Source organism: Phytobacter sp. MRY16-398, from assembly GCF_003925915.1.
Taxonomy (GTDB): domain Bacteria; phylum Pseudomonadota; class Gammaproteobacteria; order Enterobacterales; family Enterobacteriaceae; genus Phytobacter; species Phytobacter diazotrophicus.
The window spans coordinates 5,346,808-5,367,790 of record NZ_AP018756.1 but is presented as its reverse complement, the minus strand read 5'-3'; the positions used below and the strand labels follow the sequence as shown (position 1 = coordinate 5,367,790).

General features: G+C 51.9%; 16 protein-coding genes and 1 pseudogene. 9 read left to right on the top strand and 8 right to left on the bottom strand.

Features of this window, described 5'->3' with window-relative positions; all coding sequences use genetic code 11:
* Positions 1–19: 19 nt before the first annotated feature.
* The 4 genes from MRY16398_RS26190 to aspA all read right to left on the bottom strand — a co-directional run bounded on the left by MRY16398_RS26190 (position 20) and on the right by aspA (position 4,955).
* Positions 20–1,735 carry a protein-disulfide reductase DsbD gene (locus tag MRY16398_RS26190; protein WP_125125480.1) on the bottom strand — a complete coding sequence of 572 codons (1,716 nt, stop codon included), beginning with the start codon at positions 1,733–1,735 and terminating at the stop codon, positions 20–22.
* Positions 1,711–2,034: a divalent cation tolerance protein CutA gene (gene cutA / locus MRY16398_RS26185; RefSeq protein WP_039077851.1), complete on the bottom strand. Its 324-nt coding sequence runs from the start codon at positions 2,032–2,034 to the stop codon at positions 1,711–1,713. The genes MRY16398_RS26190 and cutA overlap by 25 nt, the downstream gene beginning before the upstream one ends.
* A gap of 81 nt (positions 2,035–2,115) precedes the next feature.
* Positions 2,116–3,417 (bottom strand): anaerobic C4-dicarboxylate transporter, encoded by a 1,302-nt coding sequence (locus MRY16398_RS26180; protein WP_079497673.1) that lies wholly within the window; start codon positions 3,415–3,417, stop codon positions 2,116–2,118.
* Between the two features lie 101 nt (positions 3,418–3,518).
* Positions 3,519–4,955: an aspartate ammonia-lyase gene (gene aspA / locus MRY16398_RS26175; protein ID WP_039077849.1), complete on the bottom strand. Its 1,437-nt coding sequence runs from the start codon at positions 4,953–4,955 to the stop codon at positions 3,519–3,521.
* 337 nt (positions 4,956–5,292) lie between these two features.
* On the opposite strand from aspA, the gene MRY16398_RS26170 reads away from it, so the two are divergent.
* On the top strand, positions 5,293–5,757 hold the full coding sequence (locus MRY16398_RS26170) for an FxsA family protein (RefSeq protein WP_172600691.1): 465 nt from the start codon (positions 5,293–5,295) through the stop codon (positions 5,755–5,757).
* 38 nt (positions 5,758–5,795) lie between these two features.
* On the opposite strand, the gene yjeH is transcribed toward MRY16398_RS26170, so the two are convergent.
* Positions 5,796–7,043, bottom strand: a complete 1,248-nt coding sequence (gene yjeH, locus MRY16398_RS26165; protein WP_071194325.1) for an L-methionine/branched-chain amino acid transporter — start codon at positions 7,041–7,043, stop codon at positions 5,796–5,798.
* Between the two features lie 266 nt (positions 7,044–7,309).
* Between yjeH and MRY16398_RS26160 the strand changes: the two genes are divergently transcribed.
* From MRY16398_RS26160 to MRY16398_RS26135, 6 genes and pseudogenes are all read left to right on the top strand, one after another.
* Positions 7,310–7,603, top strand: coding sequence for a co-chaperone GroES (locus MRY16398_RS26160; RefSeq protein WP_007372708.1), 294 nt, complete (start codon positions 7,310–7,312; stop codon positions 7,601–7,603).
* Between the two features lie 44 nt (positions 7,604–7,647).
* Complete coding sequence (gene groL, locus MRY16398_RS26155) at positions 7,648–9,294, top strand: chaperonin GroEL (protein ID WP_071194324.1); 1,647 nt, start codon at positions 7,648–7,650, stop codon at positions 9,292–9,294.
* A 1,093-nt stretch (positions 9,295–10,387) separates the two neighbouring features.
* A complete protein-coding gene (gene ltrA, locus MRY16398_RS26150; RefSeq protein ID WP_125125479.1) occupies positions 10,388–12,061 on the top strand; it encodes a group II intron reverse transcriptase/maturase in 1,674 nt (557 codons plus the stop codon).
* A 148-nt stretch (positions 12,062–12,209) separates the two neighbouring features.
* A pseudogene (locus MRY16398_RS26145) lies at positions 12,210–12,368 on the top strand (DUF2188 domain-containing protein); the annotation flags it as partial.
* 443 nt (positions 12,369–12,811) lie between these two features.
* Positions 12,812–13,165: a DUF4156 domain-containing protein gene (locus MRY16398_RS26140; RefSeq protein ID WP_039077845.1), complete on the top strand. Its 354-nt coding sequence runs from the start codon at positions 12,812–12,814 to the stop codon at positions 13,163–13,165.
* A 374-nt stretch (positions 13,166–13,539) separates the two neighbouring features.
* Entirely contained in the window at positions 13,540–15,186 is a 1,647-nt protein-coding gene (locus MRY16398_RS26135; RefSeq protein WP_284700457.1) for a methyl-accepting chemotaxis protein, read from the top strand.
* A gap of 93 nt (positions 15,187–15,279) precedes the next feature.
* On the opposite strand, the gene yjeJ is transcribed toward MRY16398_RS26135, so the two are convergent.
* Together yjeJ and MRY16398_RS26125 are read right to left on the bottom strand one after the other, a co-directional pair.
* Positions 15,280–16,155, bottom strand: a complete 876-nt coding sequence (yjeJ, locus tag MRY16398_RS26130; RefSeq protein ID WP_039077844.1) for a YjeJ family protein — start codon at positions 16,153–16,155, stop codon at positions 15,280–15,282.
* A gap of 210 nt (positions 16,156–16,365) precedes the next feature.
* Positions 16,366–19,374, bottom strand: coding sequence for a Tn3 family transposase (locus MRY16398_RS26125; protein WP_001556712.1), 3,009 nt, complete (start codon positions 19,372–19,374; stop codon positions 16,366–16,368).
* Positions 19,375–19,537: 163 nt separating this feature from the next.
* Between MRY16398_RS26125 and MRY16398_RS26120 the strand changes: the two genes are divergently transcribed.
* Together MRY16398_RS26120 and MRY16398_RS26115 are read left to right on the top strand one after the other, a co-directional pair.
* The gene (locus MRY16398_RS26120) at positions 19,538–20,110 is read left to right on the top strand and encodes a recombinase family protein (protein ID WP_001556711.1); all 573 of its coding nucleotides are present in this window, start codon (positions 19,538–19,540) and stop codon (positions 20,108–20,110) included.
* Between the two features lie 8 nt (positions 20,111–20,118).
* Positions 20,119–20,523, top strand: coding sequence for an ArsA-related P-loop ATPase (locus tag MRY16398_RS26115; protein ID WP_004118313.1), 405 nt, complete (start codon positions 20,119–20,121; stop codon positions 20,521–20,523).
* Positions 20,524–20,553: 30 nt separating this feature from the next.
* On the opposite strand, the gene arsC is transcribed toward MRY16398_RS26115, so the two are convergent.
* Positions 20,554–20,979 carry a glutaredoxin-dependent arsenate reductase gene (gene arsC / locus MRY16398_RS26110; protein ID WP_000065758.1) on the bottom strand — a complete coding sequence of 142 codons (426 nt, stop codon included), beginning with the start codon at positions 20,977–20,979 and terminating at the stop codon, positions 20,554–20,556.
* Positions 20,980–20,983: the final 4 nt, after the last annotated feature.

Below are 20,983 nucleotides of genomic sequence, written 5' to 3'. Positions count from 1 at the left end.
GTCCCCAACCAAGTGTTGTTTACGGTGTGTGATTGCGCAAATGTGTCGTAAAGGCAGGCGCATCCATAAACCCCGTGACCCGCTGTGCCGGTTGCTCGTGGCCTTGCGCATCAAAAAACACAATGGTGGGTAAGCCCAGAACCTGTAAATGGTGCAGCAGCGCTTGATCCTGTGCGTTATTGGCGGTGACATCCGCCTGTAATAACACGGAATTTTTTAATGCTGCCTGAACCCGCGTATCGCTAAAGGTGTACTTCTCAAACTCTTTGCACGCCACGCACCAGTCGGCGTAAAGATCCAGCATCACCGGGCGACCTTTGGCCTGTGCCAGCGCCTGATTAAGGTCATCCACGGTTTTGATGGTAGTAAATGACAGGTGCGCCTGGTTTTGCGCCGCTGGCTGACCAAAGGCCCAGTCCTGTAAGGGACGAGCGCAAACCAGCGCCGCACCTAACAGGACGATTTGCACAATGCGCATCACCGGGCGGGTTGCGCCGAGGCTGGCAATAAAGGCCCAGGCGAAAAAGGCGACGCCGAGCAGCGACCATAAGCGGAAACCCCAGTTATCGCCCAATACTCGTTCGAGTAGGAAAACGGGTAACGCCAGGATCACAAAGCCAAAGGCGATTTTGACCTGCGCCATCCACGGGCCGCTTTTCGGCAGCAGGCGGTTGCCAAAGACGGTAACCAGAATCAGCGGCAATCCCATCCCCAGGGCATACAGATACAGCGTGCCGCCGCCAAGCCACAGATTACCGCTTTGGGCGATATAGAGCAGGATGGCGCTCAGCGGCGCCGTGGTGCAAGGGGAACAAATCAGCCCGGCAATCGCCCCCATAGCGAACACACCGCCTGCGGAACCACCTTGTTGGCGGTTGCTCATCAGCGTTAAGCGGGTCTGCAGCGAGGAGGGCAATTGCAGGGTGAACAGGCCAAACATCGACAGCGCCAGTACAAGAAAAACCACCGACAGGCCAATCAGCACATACGGATGCTGGAGTGCAGCCTGGAACTGGAGACCGGCGGCCGCCACGACCAGGCCCAGCGCGGTATAGGTCAGCGCCATGCCCTGCACATAGATAAATGCCAGCAGCAGCGCGCGGGGCGTTGAAAGGCGTTGTTTGCCCCCCAGCACGATGCCTGAGATCAGCGGGTACATCGGTAAGACGCAGGGGGTGAAGGCCACGCCAATGCCAATCAGCAGCGCCCAGAGGGCGGAGAAGGGCAGCGCGGCTGGAGCCGTATCGTCATTGCCCCTCACCACGGCCCTCTCCCCGGAGGGGCGAGGGGGGATGGATTGGGCAGTGGCTTTCACCTCACTCAACGGAATCACTTTGGTTTCCGGCGGGTAACAGAACCCGGCGTCCGCACAGCCCTGGTAGATCACCGTCAGGGTCGCGCCTTTGGCCGCCTCGGTGATGGTCACCGGCAGGTGCAACTGTTGGCGATAAATCTCGCTCTTGCCATAAAACTCATCGTTATGCGGCTCGCCGAAAGGCAGTTGTGGCGGGGTGATCTCCGCCTGCTGCGCAGTGAGTTTGATTTGCTGGCGATAGAGGTAATAGCCCTCTTTCACCTGCCAGTTCAGCTTGAGTTCATTTTCCTGTTGCTGGAAATCAAACATAAAGGCCTGATCGGCCGGAACAAAACTGGACCGTCCGGGGGCGTCAAATAGCCCGGCAAGGGCCGGTGTGCTGCATAACAGCAGAATCAGCGTAAGGATGCGTTGAGCCATGAGAGGTAATCAAAATCTCCGTGAGTAACCGGTATAGCGAGTAATTCTGGGGTCTGATAAGGGTGATGCGATTTTATGCAGGCGAAGAGATCTTCAAGGTGTGCAACGTCAGTTTTGAGCAACAACTGTACTTCATATTCTTGTTCAAGCTTCCCCTCCCAGTAGTACATAGAGGTGGCGCCGGGGAGGAGGGTAACGCAGGCAGCCAGCTTATCGGCCAGCGCTTTGGCGGCCAGCTCCTGGGCCGTCGCTTCATCCGGGGCGGTACAGAGCACAACAACAGTATCAGGCGTGTTCATCGTTAACCTCTTCGCAGCGAAAAGGGGACTATATCACGCACACGAAAAACGGGCCGCAGTACGGCCCGTTTTTAACCACTTTTACAACAGAATACCGCCAATTACGAAACCGAGTATCACGCACAGGGTGATGGCGATAACGCCCGGAACTAAAAAGGCATGGTTAAACACATATTTGCCGATACGCGTTGAACCCGTATCGTCCATTTCCACTGCCGCAAGCAGCGTTGGGTAGGTTGGCAGGACAAACAATGCGGATACCGCAGCAAACGATGCCACGGCGGTCAGCGGGCTGACACCCAGCATCAGTGCCGCAGGCATCAGCGCTTTCGCGGTTGCTGCCTGAGAGTAAAGCAGGGTAGAGGCGAAAAACAGCACCACTGCCAGCAGCCACGGGTAGCTGTTGAGCAGGTTGCCGGCCACAGTCTGGATATCCTGAATGTGGTTTTTCACAAAGGTATCGCCCAGCCAGGCCACGCCCAGGACGCAAATACAGGCGCTCATACCCGATTTAAAGGTGCTGGCGTTGAGAATGTCGCCCGTGTTGATTTTACAGGTCAGGCAAATCAGCGTGGCGATGGTTAACATGAACACCACAATCGCTTCGTTACGTGGCAATACCGGGTTCGTGATAAGACCTACGTTCGGACTGATTGCCGTGGCGTACAGCATGACGGCGATAATCCCAACCAGGAACAGCAGCACGGAACGTTTGGCATGCGGCTTCATCTCGAAAACTTTACTGCCGCGCAGTTTGACTTCCCCTCTTGCCAGACGCTCCTGGTAAACCGGATCATCTTTCAATTCAGCGCCGAGGAAGTTACACACAATAGCCGTCAGCATAACGGCAATCAGCGTAACAGGAATACAGACCGCCAGCAGCGTCAGATAACTCACACCGAGCGGTTCCAGAATGCCAGCAAAAAAGACGACAGCCGCAGAGATGGGGGAGGCGGTAATAGCGATTTGCGAAGCCACGACGGCAATGGAAAGTGGGCGGGAAGGACGAATCCCTTGCTCTTTCGCCACTTCGGTAATGACCGGCAGCGTAGAAAACGCCGTATGACCGGTACCCGCCAGGATGGTCATAAACCAGGTGACCAGCGGGGCGAGAAAAGTAATGTATTTCGGATGACGGCGCAGCATACGCTCCGCAATACTCACCAGGTAATCCATGCCCCCTGCCACCTGCATCGCGGCAATAGAGGCGATGACCGCCATGATGATTTCAATCACATCGAAGGGTATAGCGCCGGGTTTGATTTGAAAAAAGAGTGTCAGTACAAGCACCCCGAAACCACCGGCAAAACCGATGCCGATACCGCCGAGTCTGGCCCCCAGGTAAATAGCAAGCAGGACGAGTACAAGTTCTGCAGCAAACATAATTGCCTTCCTTGTTGATGAAATGAGAATGATTTTTTTTACTGCAGGCTAAAAAAAAGGCACGTCAGAGCTGACGTGCCTTGTGGCTTTAGCCGTCAGTGTTACTGTTCGCTTTCATCGGTATAACGCTTCGCCTTATAGGCCGGATGCATCAGGTTCTGTGCGGAGAAAATATCATCCAGCTCCGCTTCCGTCAGCAGACCGCGCTCCAGCACGACCTCGCGCACACTCTTGCCCGTTTCGGCGCAGATTTTGCCGACGATGTCACCGTTATGGTGACCAATAAACGGGTTGAGGTAGGTCACAATACCAATCGAGTTATAGACATAGCCTTCGCACACAGACTTGTTAGCCGTGATACCGCTGACGCATTTTTCCAGCAGGTTGTAGCAGGCGTTGGTCAGAATGTGGATGGACTCAAACATGGCCTGGCCAATCACCGGCTCCATCACGTTCAACTGTAACTGGCCCGCTTCGGACGCCATGGTTACGGTGGTGTCGTTACCGATGACTTTGAAGCACACCTGGTTCACCACTTCCGGCACGACCGGGTTCACTTTAGCCGGCATGATAGACGAGCCTGCCTGCAGTTCCGGCAGGTTGATTTCGTTCAGACCCGCACGTGGACCCGAAGAGAGCAGTCGCAGGTCATTACAGATTTTGGACATTTTGACGGCCAGGCGTTTCAGCGCGCTGTGTACCATCACGTAAGCACCGCAGTCGGAGGTTGCTTCAATCAGGTCTTCTGCCGGTACTACAGGCAGGTTGCTCACTTCCGCCAGTTTTTGCACCGCCAGTTGCTGGTAGCCATCCGGGGTGTTCAGACGTGTGCCGATAGCCGTTGCGCCGAGGTTCACTTCCAGCAGCAGCTCAGAGGTGCGAAGCAGGTTTTTCGTCTCTTCATTCAGCAGTACGTTGAAGGCGTGGAACTCTTGTCCCAGCGTCATCGGAACGGCGTCCTGCAACTGTGTACGGCCCATTTTCAGGATGTCACGGAACTCATCCGCTTTGTGTTCAAAACCTTCACCTAACTGAGTGATGGCATCGACCAGCTTGAGGATGGAGGTATACACCGCGATACGAAAACCGGTCGGGTAGGCGTCGTTGGTGGACTGGCATTTGTTAACGTGGTCGTTCGGGTTGAGGTACTGGTATTCGCCTTTCTGGTGGCCCATGAGCTCCAGACCGATGTTGGCCAGTACTTCGTTGGTGTTCATGTTTACTGATGTCCCTGCGCCGCCCTGATAGACGTCGACCGGGAACTGGTCCATGCATTTGCCGTTATTCAGGACTTCATCACATGCCGCCACGATGGTGTTCGCAATGCTCTTAGGAATGGTTTGCAGCTCCTTGTTGGCCAGAGCAGCCGCTTTTTTCACCATTACCATTCCCCGGACAAACTCCGGGATGTCGCTGATTTTGCTGTTACTAATGTAGAAGTTCTCAATCGCTCTAAGAGTATGCACACCATAATAGGCATCCGCTGGAACTTCCCTTGTGCCCAACAAATCTTCTTCGATACGAATGTTGTTTAACATGTGAACCTTCTTTATCAAGCTACGAATGAATACACCAAACACACAGTATATATGTGGTTATGTGTGATTTCGGGCCGACGATTATCCCCTTAATCGGCCAGATATCTGCGATCATATGCTGATCCGAGCGAAAAGCCGTAATCTGGATCACTTATTATCTTAGCCGCTTTATCAGAATCATTAATCTGTGAAATGAATCACCGCTATCGCAGCGCTGGAAAAAATAGTTTCCGCGGAAAATTGAATTTTCCGGCGGTTGTCACCATCTCAGTAAGTATGCGAATCGCAAAAATTTACCGACAGGCGCCAGTGGCGTCTGTCCACTGAGGAGAAACCAGTGCGCTGGATACCGCTGATTGCTGTTTTTTTATACGTCTACATCGAGATATCGATTTTCATCCAGGTGGCGCACGTGTTTGGTGTGCTGATGACGCTTATCCTGGTCATTTTTACTTCGGTTATCGGGATGTCTCTGGTGCGTAATCAGGGCTTCAAAAACTTTCTGTTGATGCAGCAAAAGCTGGCGACAGGGGAAAGCCCGGCGGCCGAGATGATTAAAAGCGTGTCGCTGATTATTGCAGGTTTACTGCTGGTGCTGCCGGGGTTCTTTACCGATTTCCTCGGCTTACTGCTGCTGTTGCCTCCGGTACAAAAACATCTGACGCTTAAGCTGATGCCGCATTTACGTTTTTCCCGTATGCCGGGCGGCGGCTTTAGCACCGGGCCTGGTAATACGTTTGAAGGGGAGTATCAGCGCAGAGATGATCAGCGCGACCGCCTGGATAACAAAGACGATCGCTAAACATTTTGTAGCCCGGAAGGCGAAGCCGCCTTCCGGGTTTACGACCGCTGAACCGCCACGCCGCGCCTGGGTAAAAATGCCCACAGACCTGCCAGCATCACAATCGCATACAGACTCTTCCAGCCAGGAATGGCCAGCAGCAGTAAGCACAGAATGCTGCCCACCCAGGCCAGCACTTTATAACGCCCTTTCAACAGGCGGCACCCTGCCAGCATGCACAGCAAATAAATCAGAATGAAAATGCCGTTGGCATAAATGATGAGCGTGTCGAGATTAATGGCAAATGCGTAGATACCCAGCGTACAGATAACGCAGCAAATCAGGACGGCATTCAGCGCGTTAAGCGGGATTTGTCGGGAGGACAAACGCGCCAGCGGGCTTTGCGGCTTGTATTGTGCCTGCGACCAGACCAGCCGGGCGAAGCTCTGAATATAGATATTGAGACTGGCAAAACAGGCCAGATAACCGATGATGCAGGCAATCCACTGCGCCTGCTTGCCGAACAGCTCAACGACGATGATCGGTAAAGACGCCGCGGCACCTGCGCTATGCCAGAGCGGGAAATGCAGCACCACCACGGTACAGGCCCAGTAGACTGAGCCGGCCAGAATCAGGCCAATCATCAGTGCGCGGGGGAAGTCGCGTTCAGGATGCTTAAACTCCGAGGCCAGATGGGCAAAGGCTTCCAGGCCGACGAAGCACCAGAACATTACCGCCAGCGAGGCGGTCATGCCGGAGAGGGGAACCTCGGCCGGAGCCGGAAAAGACAGGGCGCTAAAGGAGAGCCCACCACGCCACCAGATGGCGATGATCAATGCAACGATAAGCCCGGCAATGATGGATTGTAGGTTAGCGCTGGAACCCGCACCGCGCGTCCCGATGAGCCAGATGAGTGCCAGGGTGGCAAGCTCCGCTATCAGCAGTTGCGCGCCCTGCCAGCCAAACATCCCCTGCCAGAAACCGGCGGCGATATGCAGTGCCGCGGGCAACCCTACCGGGATCACTGACAGAAATAACCAGCCGGTGACGCGCTCCAGTCGTGAGCCAAACGCCATGCCGACAAAGTGGGCAACGCCGCCCGCGCTGGGAAACTGACGACCAAGAACGGCGAAGACGATAGCGACCGGAAAGACCAGCAGAATGAGTACAGGCCAGGCCCACAGGCTGCTGTCACCTGCCGCCAGCGCAGCCAGCGCCGGAACGGCAAAAACCCCAGTGCCCAGTAACGATGTTGAAAGTAACCCAATTCCCTGAGCCAGCCCCAGCTCCTGTTTCAGTCCACTCATGGCCCGTATCCCGCACGTCATCGCAAAGTAAAGTGGGATAATGCTATCACAATCAATTTTACTTATGGCTGTTGGTGCACCTGCCTCTTCTCACGGATTGCGTTTTCCCTTTTCTTGCCGGCCTGGGGCTTTGTGCAAATTTTTTTTAAAGTCCCCCCTTGAAGGGGGAAAAACCCATCCCCATCTCTCTGGTCACCAGCCGGAGAACCGATTGCGGGCCGGCGTCACCCATAACTGATAATGACTTTCTCAAAGGAGAGCTATCAATGAGTATTCGTCCGTTACATGATCGTGTGATCGTCAAACGTAAAGAAGTTGAATCTAAATCCGCTGGCGGCATCGTTCTGACCGGTTCTGCAGCAGGCAAATCAACTCGTGGCGAAATCATCGCTGTCGGTAAGGGCCGCATCCTGGAAAACGGTACAGTGCAGCCACTGGACGTGAAAGTGGGCGACATCGTGATTTTCAATGATGGTTACGGTGTTAAAGCTGAGAAGATCGACAATGAAGAAGTGTTGATCATGTCCGAAAGCGACATTCTGGCAATTGTTGAAGCGTAATCCGCGAACGACACTGAACATACGAATTTAAGGGAAAGATTAAAATGGCAGCTAAAGACGTAAAATTCGGTAACGACGCTCGTGTGAAAATGCTGCGCGGCGTAAACGTACTGGCAGACGCAGTTAAAGTGACCCTGGGCCCGAAAGGCCGTAACGTAGTGCTGGATAAATCCTTCGGCGCGCCGACCATCACTAAAGATGGTGTTTCTGTAGCACGTGAAATCGAACTGGAAGACAAGTTCGAAAACATGGGTGCTCAGATGGTGAAAGAAGTGGCCTCTAAAGCGAATGACGCTGCAGGCGACGGTACCACCACCGCTACCGTACTGGCGCAGGCTATCATCACCGAAGGCCTGAAAGCTGTGGCTGCGGGCATGAACCCGATGGACCTGAAACGCGGTATCGACAAAGCCGTTCTGGCCGCTGTTGAAGAGCTGAAAGCACTGTCCGTACCGTGCTCTGACTCTAAAGCGATTGCTCAGGTTGGTACTATCTCCGCTAACTCCGACGAAACCGTAGGTAAACTGATCGCAGAAGCGATGGACAAAGTCGGTAAAGAAGGCGTGATCACCGTTGAAGACGGTACCGGTCTGCAGGACGAACTGGACGTGGTTGAAGGTATGCAGTTTGACCGCGGTTACCTGTCTCCTTACTTCATCAACAAGCCGGAAACTGGCGCAGTAGAACTGGAAAGCCCGTTCATCCTGCTGGCTGACAAGAAAATCTCCAACATCCGCGAAATGCTGCCGGTTCTGGAAGCCGTTGCGAAAGCAGGCAAACCGCTGGTTATCATCGCAGAAGACGTTGAAGGCGAAGCGCTGGCGACCCTGGTGGTCAACACCATGCGTGGCATCGTGAAAGTGGCTGCGGTTAAAGCACCGGGCTTCGGCGACCGCCGTAAAGCTATGCTGCAGGACATCGCTACCCTGACTGGCGGTACCGTGATCTCCGAAGAGATCGGTATGGAGCTGGAAAAAGCGACGCTGGAAGACCTGGGCCAGGCGAAACGCGTTGTGATCAACAAAGACACCACTACCATCATTGATGGCGTGGGCGACGAAGCGGCAATTCAGGGCCGTGTTGGTCAGATTCGTCAGCAGATCGAAGAAGCGACTTCCGATTACGACCGTGAAAAACTGCAAGAGCGCGTAGCCAAACTGGCTGGCGGCGTTGCGGTTATCAAAGTCGGTGCTGCTACCGAAGTTGAAATGAAAGAGAAAAAAGCACGTGTTGAAGATGCCCTGCACGCGACCCGTGCTGCGGTAGAAGAAGGCGTGGTTGCGGGTGGTGGTGTTGCGCTGATCCGCGTAGCAAGCAAAATCGCTGGCCTGAAAGGTCAGAACGAAGACCAGAACGTGGGTATCAAAGTTGCGCTGCGCGCAATGGAAGCTCCGCTGCGTCAGATCGTGCTGAACTGCGGTGAAGAGCCGTCTGTTGTGGCTAACACCGTGAAAGCGGGCGACGGTAACTACGGTTACAACGCATCTACCGAAGAATACGGCAACATGATCGAGATGGGTATCCTGGATCCGACTAAAGTGACCCGTTCTGCGCTGCAGTACGCGGCATCTGTAGCCGGCCTGATGATCACCACCGAGTGCATGGTGACCGACCTGCCGAAAGGCGACGCGCCTGACTTAGGTGCTGCTGGTGGTATGGGTGGCATGGGCGGTATGGGCGGCATGATGTAGTGCGACGAGAGTCGCATTCCTCTGCGTAACTAGCTGAATAAACAGAGAATTTTATTCTCTAACAGTTAACTTACGCGCCCTTGGTGAGCGGGGCTTGCCCCGCTCCCAAAACCCTTTAGCGTAGCATAAGGTGGAGTCGCTTCGGCGGCGGAATACGCACCCGTAGTTTGGGTTACCTTTCAGTGATGAGCAGTAACGCGCCCATTACTTTCACTCAGTTATCCGCAGTAGTTTACTCTGCGCGGAGTGCCCATCAGGGCAGACGTCGGTAACTCCAAAACCGATGTTACATCCTTAACGATTATGGCGTGGTTTGCCATACATCATCACTTCATCCTTTCATGGATTCATGAACAGGACGGGATCGTTTTGCTCGCGATCTTCACAAGAGGAATGCAGCGCAAGCTGTACGGGTGATTGTTCTGTCGCTTTTCTTGAGCGGAAACAGCGAAGAAGAACCCGTTGTTCAGCCAACGGTAGCCTAAGGATAGTGCGTCACTGGTAACGGTGAGGTGCGAAGCTTCCTGACAACGTACTCCCGCGCAAGCGGCGGCTGGTATCCGCGAGGATGCCATCTGGATTGGTCTAACGACATGACCATGAGAGGCCAGGCTGTATCGTAAGGTTAACGTATGTGAACTGCTATTAAACACCGTCAGCCGCATTGAGCGTAAGTCGTTGATACGCTCTGACCAAAAGGTGGGTGAACAGGTTATCTCTTTTACATCTGGGGATACGCTGATGTTGTTTCACCGGTGGATAGGCAGAACCTAACCGATACGTGTCATCTGTACGGAACTCGGTAAGCCCGTATATTCGCCTCGTTGAGGCAGGGGAGCCGTAAGGCGAACTGTTGGGTATGCGGGTAAGGGAGGTTGGAGAAAGCAAACGCCGCGCTGTAATGGCGTGGATAGAGGCATGAAACAGGGCTTCACCGGAAACGGGGCAGACTTCCAACTGGTCTTAAATCGTAATAAGGCTTGTAAAGCTTATTGAATGTAAAACCCCGAGGGGCGAAACGTGATTTCTCCCTCGGGGGGGATCCACGTCCGTCCTCAGGGTGCTCTGCACGAGCATTCAGGAGGATAGCAAGGTGAATACCGAAACGCGAGTTGAATCGCAGGCGGTATCTGCATCTTCCCGCCCGGAAAGGTGGCACGCCATAAACTGGCGTAAAACCTCAGAAGCGGTGAGAAAGCTACAGGTACGCATTGCGAAGGCGGCGCAACGGCAGGAGTGGCGGCGCGTAAAAGCGCTGCAACGAATGCTGACCCGTTCGCTGGCGGCTAAGGCATTGGCCGTCAGGCGAGTCACGGAAAACCGGGGCAAGGATACCCCCGGAGTGGATGGGAAATTATGGAATACCCCGAAAACCAAATGGGAGGCTATCTTCGATATGAAGAGAACCGGATATCACCCTAAACCGCTGCGGCGGGTGTATATCCCGAAGTCGAACGGCAAATTGCGTCCGCTCGGGATACCGACCATGAGAGACAGGGCCATGCAGGCGTTATATCTGCTGGCGCTGGAACCCGTGTCGGAAACAACAGCTGACCGCAACAGTTATGGTTTTCCTCCGATGCGTTCAACGGCGGATGCTATTGAACAATGCTTTGTAGCGCTCAGCCGGGGCAACTCGGCGCAGTGGGTGCTGGAGGGCGATATCAAAGGGTGCTTCGATAACATCAGTCATGACTGGTTACTGGCGCATATCCCGATGGATAAGCAGGTGCTGGGTAAATGGCTGAAAGCAGGTTACATGGAGTCCGGTCATTATCATGCAACCGGCGCGGGAACGCCTCAGGGCGGCATCATTTCGCCGGTATTGGCCAATATGGCGCTTGATGGACTGGAAGCGGTGCTCGAATCCCGATTCGGGATGAAGAACACCAAAGCCAGTTACAAGACCAAGGTCAACTATGTGCGCTATGCGGATGACTTTATCATCACTGGTATCTCGAAAGAGCTGCTGGAGAATGAAGTTAAACCTCTCGTTGAGGCCTTTATGGCGGAACGGGGGCTGCAATTATCGCCGGAGAAAACGGTGATAACGCACATTGAGCAGGGTTTTGACTTCCTCGGTCAGAACGTGCGCAAGTATCGCGGGAAAATGCTGATAAAGCCTTCCCGTAAGAACCTGCGAACGTTTCTGGCGAAAGTGAGGGACATTGTGAAGCGTCACCCGACGCAAACACAGGACTGGCTGATACGCCAGCTCAACCCGGCATTACGAGGTTGGGCGAACTATCACCGGCATGTGGTGGCGAAGGAGACGTTCAGCTATGTCGATTACCGTGTCTGGAAGCTGCTCTGGCGCTGGTGTTGCAGGCGGCATAAAAACCGCAATAAACGCTGGGTGAAAAATAAATACTTTCATACGGTAAATAACCGTCGCTGGACGTTTCAATGGCGGGAGGATAAGGAGAATCCGGTGACTTTAGTCTATGCAAAAGACACCGTCATTAAACGACATACCAAGATAAAGGCGGAGGCTAACCCTTACCTGCCTGAATGGGAAATGTACTTCGAGCAGCGCCTTGAGCGTCACTGGAAGGAAACCATGCAGGGCAGAAAGAAGTTGCTGACGCTTTGGCTCAGGCAGGAAAAACGCTGCCCGCTCTGTAACCAGTTAATTACTCTGGAAACAGGCTGGCACGTTCACCATAAGCACCAGAAGCATCTGGGCGGCGGTGACGAGCTTGAGAATCTGGTCATGCTGCATCCTGGTTGTCACATCCAGTGGCATGTTAATAATTCTTATGATTAGGAGTTGAAATTGAGGTATCTAACCCCAATTTTAATAAGGAATTCATATAGGTTGGGTTGTACGTTATGGATGGAATAACAACCTGTATCCCTCTCTATTCTCCAGAGGATACTAGGTAATTATCTGGTTGGAGGATGGAGCTGTAATCATGGGTAAAGATCAACATGTAGTGAAACGGGATGATGGTTGGGCAGTTCGTGGTGAAAACAACACTAAGGACACTTCGCATCATGCAACGCAGCAAGAAGCTATTGATGCAGCAAGGAAGATCGCGAAGAACCAAGAAAGCGAATTAGTTATTCATGGGTGAGATGGAAAAATCCGTGCTAAAGACTCATACGGCAATGATCCATGTCCACCCAAGGATAAAAACTAACCATCGCCGCCGGTTCAACCCGTCGGTTGAACTTATTAAGGCTTGAGCCGTATGCGGGGAAACTCGCTCGTACGGTTCTTAGGGGGCGGCGGCGCAGTAATGCGCTGCTGCTACCCGACATTTAATCTTCATACTTCAAGCCGCAGGTGCGTTGGCTGCGCTCATTCACCCCAGTCACTTACTTATGTAAGCTCCCGGGGATGAATGGACTTGCCGCCTGCCTGCAACCTGAACTATTCGATTAAATAAGCATCTCGCTAAAAATGAGAAACCCCCGGGCAGAAATGGCCGGGGGTTTTTCTTTTGGTCATCTTTTTAGTATAAGATTCAGACACGGACGCAAGACGTCCAGCTCATTGATTGTGGGGAATAACATGCACGTTAAATATTTAGCAGGGATTGTCGGCGCAACGTTGTTACTGGCAGGCTGTAGCGCCGGTAATGAGCTTTCTTCGGGCGGGCAGAATGTTCGCTTCGTAGAAGATAAACCTGCAGCAAACTGTCAGTATCTGGGTACCGCAACGGGTAAACAAAGCAACTGGCTTTCTGGCCAGCATGGCGAAGAGGGTGGTTCAATGCGCGGTGCGGCTAACGACCTGCGTAACCAGGCTGCGCAAATGGGCGGCAACGTGCTGTTCAGCGTCTCCAGCCCGACACAAGGCTTTATGTCCAGCTTCGTGCCGACAGCCAGCGAAATGACCGGTCAGGTTTATAAATGCCCGCAGTAACGTAAACTGCATTGCTCCCATTTATAAATGGGAGCAGTGATCCTGATGTTGTCTGTATGTTTTATTATTCATATTATTTTTCTAAACTCACGTTTTAATCGTAACTGTTTAATTCTTAATCATATTTTTTATTGGTTTATAAATTAAAATCGAACGCCTTTTATTTTTATTCCCCACGTATATTAAGATTTCTTAAGCTTTCACTTGTGTGAGAGTTTTCACATCTTTTTTTCAATTCGTAAAGTAAAAGTTAACTTAACGCTAAAGTTTTAATAAAGCGTTCCGATAAATAAAACCGAAGTGTGAAAGGACTCTCCCTCATGGTGGTTATTCATCATGATATATCAAAGATACTAAAGTTAAATTGGAGAGGTATGATGAACATCACCAAACGGTTATTACTCGCTTTTTCTCTACTTATCATTAGCTTGATTGGCACGAATATCATTGCAATGATTTCTTTATCAAAAATTAGTGAGGACACTAATTATTTCCAGGAAAATATTCTTCCCAGCCTGACGACAATGAATAAGGAAATGATTCAGGCTACAGGTGTTCGTTCGCAACTTTATTTGCATGGTTTAACCGAAGACCAGGCGCAAATGGATGTCATTAAACAAAGTGCCAATAAAATTTATGATGAGCTCCTTGCAAAACATCAATACTATCTTAAAGAATTAGCTTCTGACCCGCGTGACGTAGAACTGAGCAATAAAACACTGGCGGATTTACAGGCGTTCCGCGGAGCAATGGACCAATATTTTAAAATATCAGAATCGAATGACCGCAAGGCGATTATCCAAAGCATGCAAAAAGGCGGATTAATCGCAGAAAAAATTGCTGCATTACTTGCTGATTTTAATGACCAGATTGACTACAACACCTCTTTAGTTGTACAGGCGAATGCGGCCAGTAAATCGCTTATTAGCAAAGCTCTGATTTTATCAGTGAGCGCAACGCTGGCTGCCACCATTCTTCTTGGGCTGTTTGGTCTGCTTACGGTTTTAAATATTCGTCGCCGTTTAAATGCCATGAGAGATGGCATGGTGCAGATCAGTGAAGACCTTGATCTCAGCAAAAATCTGCCGGCCGGCCGCCAGGATGAAATTGGCCATGCCATCACGGCATTTAACCATCTCGTTGAGCGGGTGGCGGAATCCCTCAGTATGGTGAGAAATGCTTCTGCTTCGGTAAATACTGCGGCAAACGAAATTTCTTTAGGCAATGATGAGCTGTCAGCGCGTACTGAACAACAATCTGCCGCCGTTGTTGAAACTGCGGCCAGTATGGAAGAGCTGAGCTCGACGGTAAAACAGAACGCGCAAAACGCCCAACAGGCGAGTTTGCTGGCTGTTACCGCGTCCGATACGGCGAGTCAGGGGGGTATTGTTGTGGGTAATGCCGTGAGCCGGATGAAAGATATTATCGAAAGCTCACGCCGCATCTCTGAAATTACCACCGTTATTAACGGTATCGCGTTCCAGACCAATATTCTGGCGCTCAATGCCGCCGTTGAGGCTGCGCGTGCGGGCGACCAGGGGCGCGGGTTTGCCGTTGTTGCCGGAGAGGTTCGTTCACTAGCTCAGCGCAGCTCACAGGCTGCAAAAGAGATTGAAGCGCTCATCGGCGAGTCAGTTCATTTTGTAGAAGAAGGTGCAAAACAGGTCGATCTGGCGGGTGAAAGTATGAGTGGGATTGTTCACTCCGTTACCCAGGTTAAAGATTTGATGCAGGAAATTGCCGCAGCGTCTGACGAGCAAAATCGGGGTATTGCGCAGATTGCTCAGGCCATGTCTGAAATGGACACGACAACACAGCAGAACGCCGCTCTGGTTCAGGAATCGTCTGCTGCTGCGGGAAGTCTGGAAGATCAGGCGGTCAAGCTGCAACAACTGGTTGATGTATTCCGTTTACCTGGGGTACAAACGGCGGCGGCTGCGGCCAAAGCCCCTAAACGTCCTCTTAAAATGTCCCCTGTGTCTGCGGCTGCAGGCCATGATGCGGGTTGGGAGACGTTCTAAAGCAGGGCCTTACTGTAATAGCGTCGCACCTTTTGTTCAGGTGCCGGTAATTCCAACGCTGCCACGGAATATCGTGGCAGCGTTTTCGCTATATTATTTTTTGGCTTTTTTTACCGATGGTTTCACCGTGACCTGATGGCGTATCTGGTTCAGCGTATGCATGCATCTATCCAGATTAAGCGGTTCACCCTCTTGCACGTTAATAGCCTGAATGTGTACCTGACAGGCTTTACTGGCGAGTTTTCCCAGCCGAGGGCTGAAAGCCAACAGTCTTTTGGCGATCGCCTGGGTTTCAGGAGTATCGGGAAGGCTTCTGGTTTTGATCACCGTACCGCAGAAAGTGGATTTTTTCTTTGTCTCGGCATAGTGGTACAGAAGAATTAAATAGTGATCAAACAATGCCGTTTTCCACTCTGGCTGGGTATAGGTATCGTAGATCATCTTACCGTCAGGCTGGCAATCAACATCATATAGTGGAAGAAAATCCAGTAACGAAGAGATACGCAATGCCAGGTCGCGCATACCAGCGTTATTAATGGCATGTATTAAAACATGGGTAAGTAACTCTATTTGCAGCTCATGAACTTCGAAGGTGAACTTTTCATTATTATGTAACTGCAACGTGAAAATGAGTTTCCCTTCATCGTAGGTGAAATTATCAATGGCATTTACGCGATAATTTATATCTGCATTTTCCAGTTCTTCCCTTTTTAACTCAGGAATATGGGCGTGCATTGCTTTGGTTACCGCAGTTTGCGCTGCGATGAAATCATCCCGTTGAGTACCGTCCAGTTCTTTTTGCTTAGAGAGATGATATTCCATGGCGACAAAAAGATCGCGTAAAGTCAAAGCCGGAAAGAAAAGCAGCTTCGTGTCACTCTTTTTAATGTTTAGTTTTAGCGCGACGGCAAGAAACTCGTCATTGTTACGTATTACGCCTGCGTTGACACCCGTAATATTCATTTCCATTATGGTTCTCCATAACCATTGTTAAAAACTATATATCCAACTGAACAATAGAATTGGTGAATATATTCTCTGCTATACTCTTAAAAAGAGGATTAAAATACCATAATAAATGCAGTGGACAATCAGATATGCTAAAAAATCGAGCCTGGATGAGAAAACACTATCGTTTTCGTAGATGGGGTTTGAGAGCCAATGGAACGAAAACGTACGCTAAGAAGTTAATTCATTGTTTAAATTGAAATTTAGTTCTCTCAGTTCCCCCTTCAAAATATCCTCCGGTAGCGTAAACGTATAATGCCCCAGCATATTGATATGCCCGTGCATCAGTGGGGACAACCGGGCGATATCTTCAACCCCGATTTCTTCTCCATTACTGCGTATCCAGCTCAGGGCTTCCTGCATATAAAGTGTGTTCCACAGCACCACTGCGTTAGTGACCAGGCCCAGTGCCCCCAGCTGATCTTCCTGACCTTCACGATAGCGCTTTCTGATCTCACCGCGCTGCCCGTAGCAGATCGCCCTCGCCACAGCATGGCGGCCTTCCCCCCGGTTTAGCTGCGTCAGGATCCGCCGACGATAATCCTCATCATCAATATAATTAAGAAGGTACAGCGTCTTGTTGACGCGCCCCACTTCCATGATCGCCTGTGCCAGCCCTGATGGGCGCGAGCTTTTCAGCAAAGAGCGAATGAGTTCTGAAGCATGAATGGTGCCCAGTTTCAGCGAACCGGCGGTTCGCATCATCTCATCCCACTGATCCTCGGCTTTCGACAGATCGGCACAACCACGTGCCAGTTCGTCCAGTGCACCGTAATTTGCCGATTTATCCACTCGCCAGAATACCGCTTCACCGGCATCGGCAAGCCGGGGGGAAAACTGGTATCCCAGCAGCCAGAAGAGGCCAAAAATAATGTCGCTGGTACCGGCTGTGTCTGTCATGATCTCAACCGGATTCAGCCCTGTCTGCTGCTCCAGAAGGCCTTCCAGCACAAAAATGGAATCTCGTAATGTGCCGGGGACAACGATGCCGTGGAATCCAGAGTACTGATCAGAGACGAAGTTGTACCAGGTGATGCCACGTCCGGAACCAAAATATTTTCTGTTAGGTCCTGAATTGACGGTTTTCACCGGCGTGACAAAGCGCATGCCATCAGCTGAAGCCACTTCGCCACCACCCCAGCGGCCAGCAAGCTCCAGTGTGGACTGAAAATCAACCAGGCGGGCATTGGCGCTGACCAGCGTTTCTGCCCGGAGGTAATTCTGTTTTACCCAGCTAAGCCGGTGGCGCGTCAGCGCCGGTATATTGTGCTTTATCAGCGGTTCCAGCCCGATATTGCAGGCCTCTGCCATCAGGACCGCGCACAGGCTGATGTGCAGATCCTGTGCCCGGGCCCCGGATTCACTGACATGCGTAAACTCACGTGTAAATCCCGTTCTGGCATCTATTTCAAGCAACAGTTCCGTCAAATCTACTGGCGGGAGTAGCAGCCTTACCCGACTGTTGAGACGATGCAACGATGTTGGCTCCTCCAGTTTCTCCAGGCTGCTGATAGTCAGGGAAGGATGTTTACCGTCATGGCAAATATGAACCTCCGCATTTCCTTCAAAGCGGGATGCGACGGTTTTCCAGGTTTCATCTAGCTGGACCGCCAACTGTTGCACGCCTTTATGTCCATCAGTGGGATGTCCCAGCGCCCGGCAAACGGGGACCCGCTGAGCCTGCCATTCTTCCCCCTGCAACAGCTTCTCGCGGGGATTTCCCCAGCGATCGCTGTTTTCGAGCCAGATGTCCCTTCGACGTAGTGCATCCTGAAGGCGCTCCAGCAGACAAAGCGAGTAACCGGCACGCTGTATCCGGCCCTCCGCATCGTATACCAGGCGTTTCCAGGGGCCGGTAATAATATGTTCAGGCGCATTGTCCAGGATGCGCTTTTTCGAGCCGTTCAGTTCGGTCAGATAATGAATGGCGGACAACGTATGTTCTCCGGCTGGCGCTGCCTGGAAATGCAGGTCGCGCAATACCGCCGGAAGAAAGCGCTTTACCCGCCCGTACTGCTCCACCATTTCGTCATGGAAATTGTTGTTCTGAGGCCGGGCCAGCTCATTTACCTTGCTGACGGATTCTGCCAGCCTGCTTTTCGGTATGCTGTTGAATATGGTCTCCCTCAGTTCAGCATCGTCAGCCTGTTCATCCAGCAACAATGAACATGCCCGCGCCAATATTAGCGCAGCACGATCAAGATCTTTAAGCGTCCTGAGCCGTTTTTTCTGCCCCGTTTTCTTCGCCGCACGAGTGATATCCAGTATCAGCATATCGAGCACATCAACGGCCTCATCCAGCGCCGCAGTCTCCTGCGCTTTAACGAATGCTGTGAGTACGGCCAGTTTTCTCTGCTGTGGCATTCGCGCGATATATTTTACCGACGCCATGCCTGCGTAACGGGCCAAATTACGCAGTTGTATAGCAGGCAGACCGGTAAAATTCAGTCGGGAAAATTCCAGGTTTCGCAGCCGGATATACCGCTCCAGCGCTTCGGTAAATGCCGGGCCGCTGACGGTGACCGGTCCCTTTTTCAGTTGCTCCAGCGGTGAAGTACGCTGCCCCTCAGGAATGTCCAGAAGCTCCGTCACGCGGGCGGTCTGCCAGCTGTCCGGCAACGCGGCCAGTTTCTTCCACAGCCGCTGATTTGCCCGTTCGCGTATTTCACTGACGAGACGTACAAGTGTGGTTGCTCCGGGCAGCAGGACCTTATTCTGAAGCAGCCACGCGGTGGCAAAATCAAACATAAGGCCGGGTCGCTCATTACTGAGCCATGCGCGGGTGTACAGCAGGCGCTTCAGGCGGAAAGACCAGGGGAAATCGCCAAATTCATGGTAACCGTAATATTCCTTAATCAGCGCAGTATGCTCTCTGAGGGTGGTAACCCGTTCTGCGTAGCGGGTAAGGACTTCCGGACGGCGAATATTAAGCTGCACCGCGACAAATTGCTGAACACCTGGCAGAACCCGGGTTAAGTCTGTCAGAAAGGTGCCCAGAAAACGGGCGGTGGTGAGCTGAAGCGCAATTCCCAGCCGGTTATGCCTTCCCCGCCGCTGGTTAATGAAGGCAAGATCCCGCTCATCAAGATGAAAATAGCGCGCCAGCTGCACGTCATTGGGTTCTGCAACATAGCGACCATAATTCAGTTCCTGCTCAGTGGTCAGAAAATCGACGGGCATACCGGCCTCCCTGCCTGATGGTCATGAATTAACAATTTCGCAACCGTCCGAAATATTATAAATTCTCGGACACACTAAAATGGTGTTGTCTAGGTGTCTATTAAATCGATTTTTTGTTATAACAGACACCCACTGTCCGATATTTGATTTAGGATACATTTTTATGCGACTTTTTGGTTACGCACGGGTATCAACAAGCCAGCAGTCCCTCGATATTCAGATCAAGGGGCTTAAAGAGGCGGGGGTGAAAGCCAGTCGCATATTTACCGACAAAGCATCCGGCAGTTCTACCGACAGGAAAGGACTGGATCTGCTGCGAATGAAGGTGGAGGAAGGTGACGTCATCCTGGTGAAGAAACTCGACCGGCTTGGCCGCGACACTGCCGATATGATCCAACTGATAAAAGAATTCGACGCTCAGGGAGTCGCGGTCCGATTCATAGACGACGGGATCAGCACCGACGGTGAAATGGGGAAAATGGTTGTGACCATTCTTTCAGCTGTAGCCCAGGCCGAACGCAGGAGGATTCTGGAGCGTACGAACGAAGGACGGCAGGAGGCCAGGCTGAAAGGTATCCGGTTTGGCCGAAAGCGCATCATCGACAGAAATAGTGTACTGGCACTTCATCAGCAGGGAACTGGTGCAACAGATATTGCCCGCCGGCTCAGTATTGCCCGTTCCACTGTTTATAAAATTCTGGAAGATGAGAGCCGGGTTAATCTGAGCAAAATTTGAGGACGAACATGAGTGATGTAAAGGCATTCAACAATTGCATGAGTGTGTTCTGGCGACAGCATGAAGCCGAATTCTCTCGCTTTCTGACATCGAAGACAGGTGATAGCGAAAAAGCAGCAGACCCGGAGAAGACGAAGGTGATTATCGTGACGCTTGCCGAAACGACACCTGTACTGGAAGCCGCTAACCTGCAGCAGGATCTACGCCGAGCTGGCATCGAGCCGTGGGCATGGGTCGTTAATAACAGCCTGGCAGCTGCTCAACCGTCTTCGCCTTTCCTGAAGATCAGGGCGAACCGCGAGCTGCCTCTCATCTCTGATGTGGAAGAGCAGTATGCAAAGCGTATTGCATTAACAGCGCTACAGAGCGAAGAGCCGGTTGGTATTGACCTGCTGGAAGAAATGGCGAAGTAATAATGAAGGGGGCAAATGCCCCCTTCGTCTTTATTTCAGTCTTTTACCTGAATCATCAACGACTTTTTCACCGTCTTCCTTGGTGAAAGCCGCTTTCTGGGCATCTGGAAGGATATCGAGAACAACCTCTGAAGGACGGCAAAGTTTAGTTCCCAGTGGCGTCACTACGATCGGACGGTTGATCAGAATCGGATGCTGTAGCATAAAGTCGATGAGCTGGTCGTCAGTAAATTTATCTTCTGCAAGACCCAGTTCCTCATACGGCTCGACGTTCTTACGCAGCAAAGCCCGGACGGAAATGCCCATATCCGCAATGAGTTTGAGCAGCTCATCGCGTGAAGGTGGAGTCTCAAGGTAAAGAATAACGGTCGGCTCGATACCGCTGTTGCGGATCATCTCCAGCGTATTACGCGACGTGCCGCAGGCTGGGTTGTGATAAATGGTGATGTTGCTCATATCA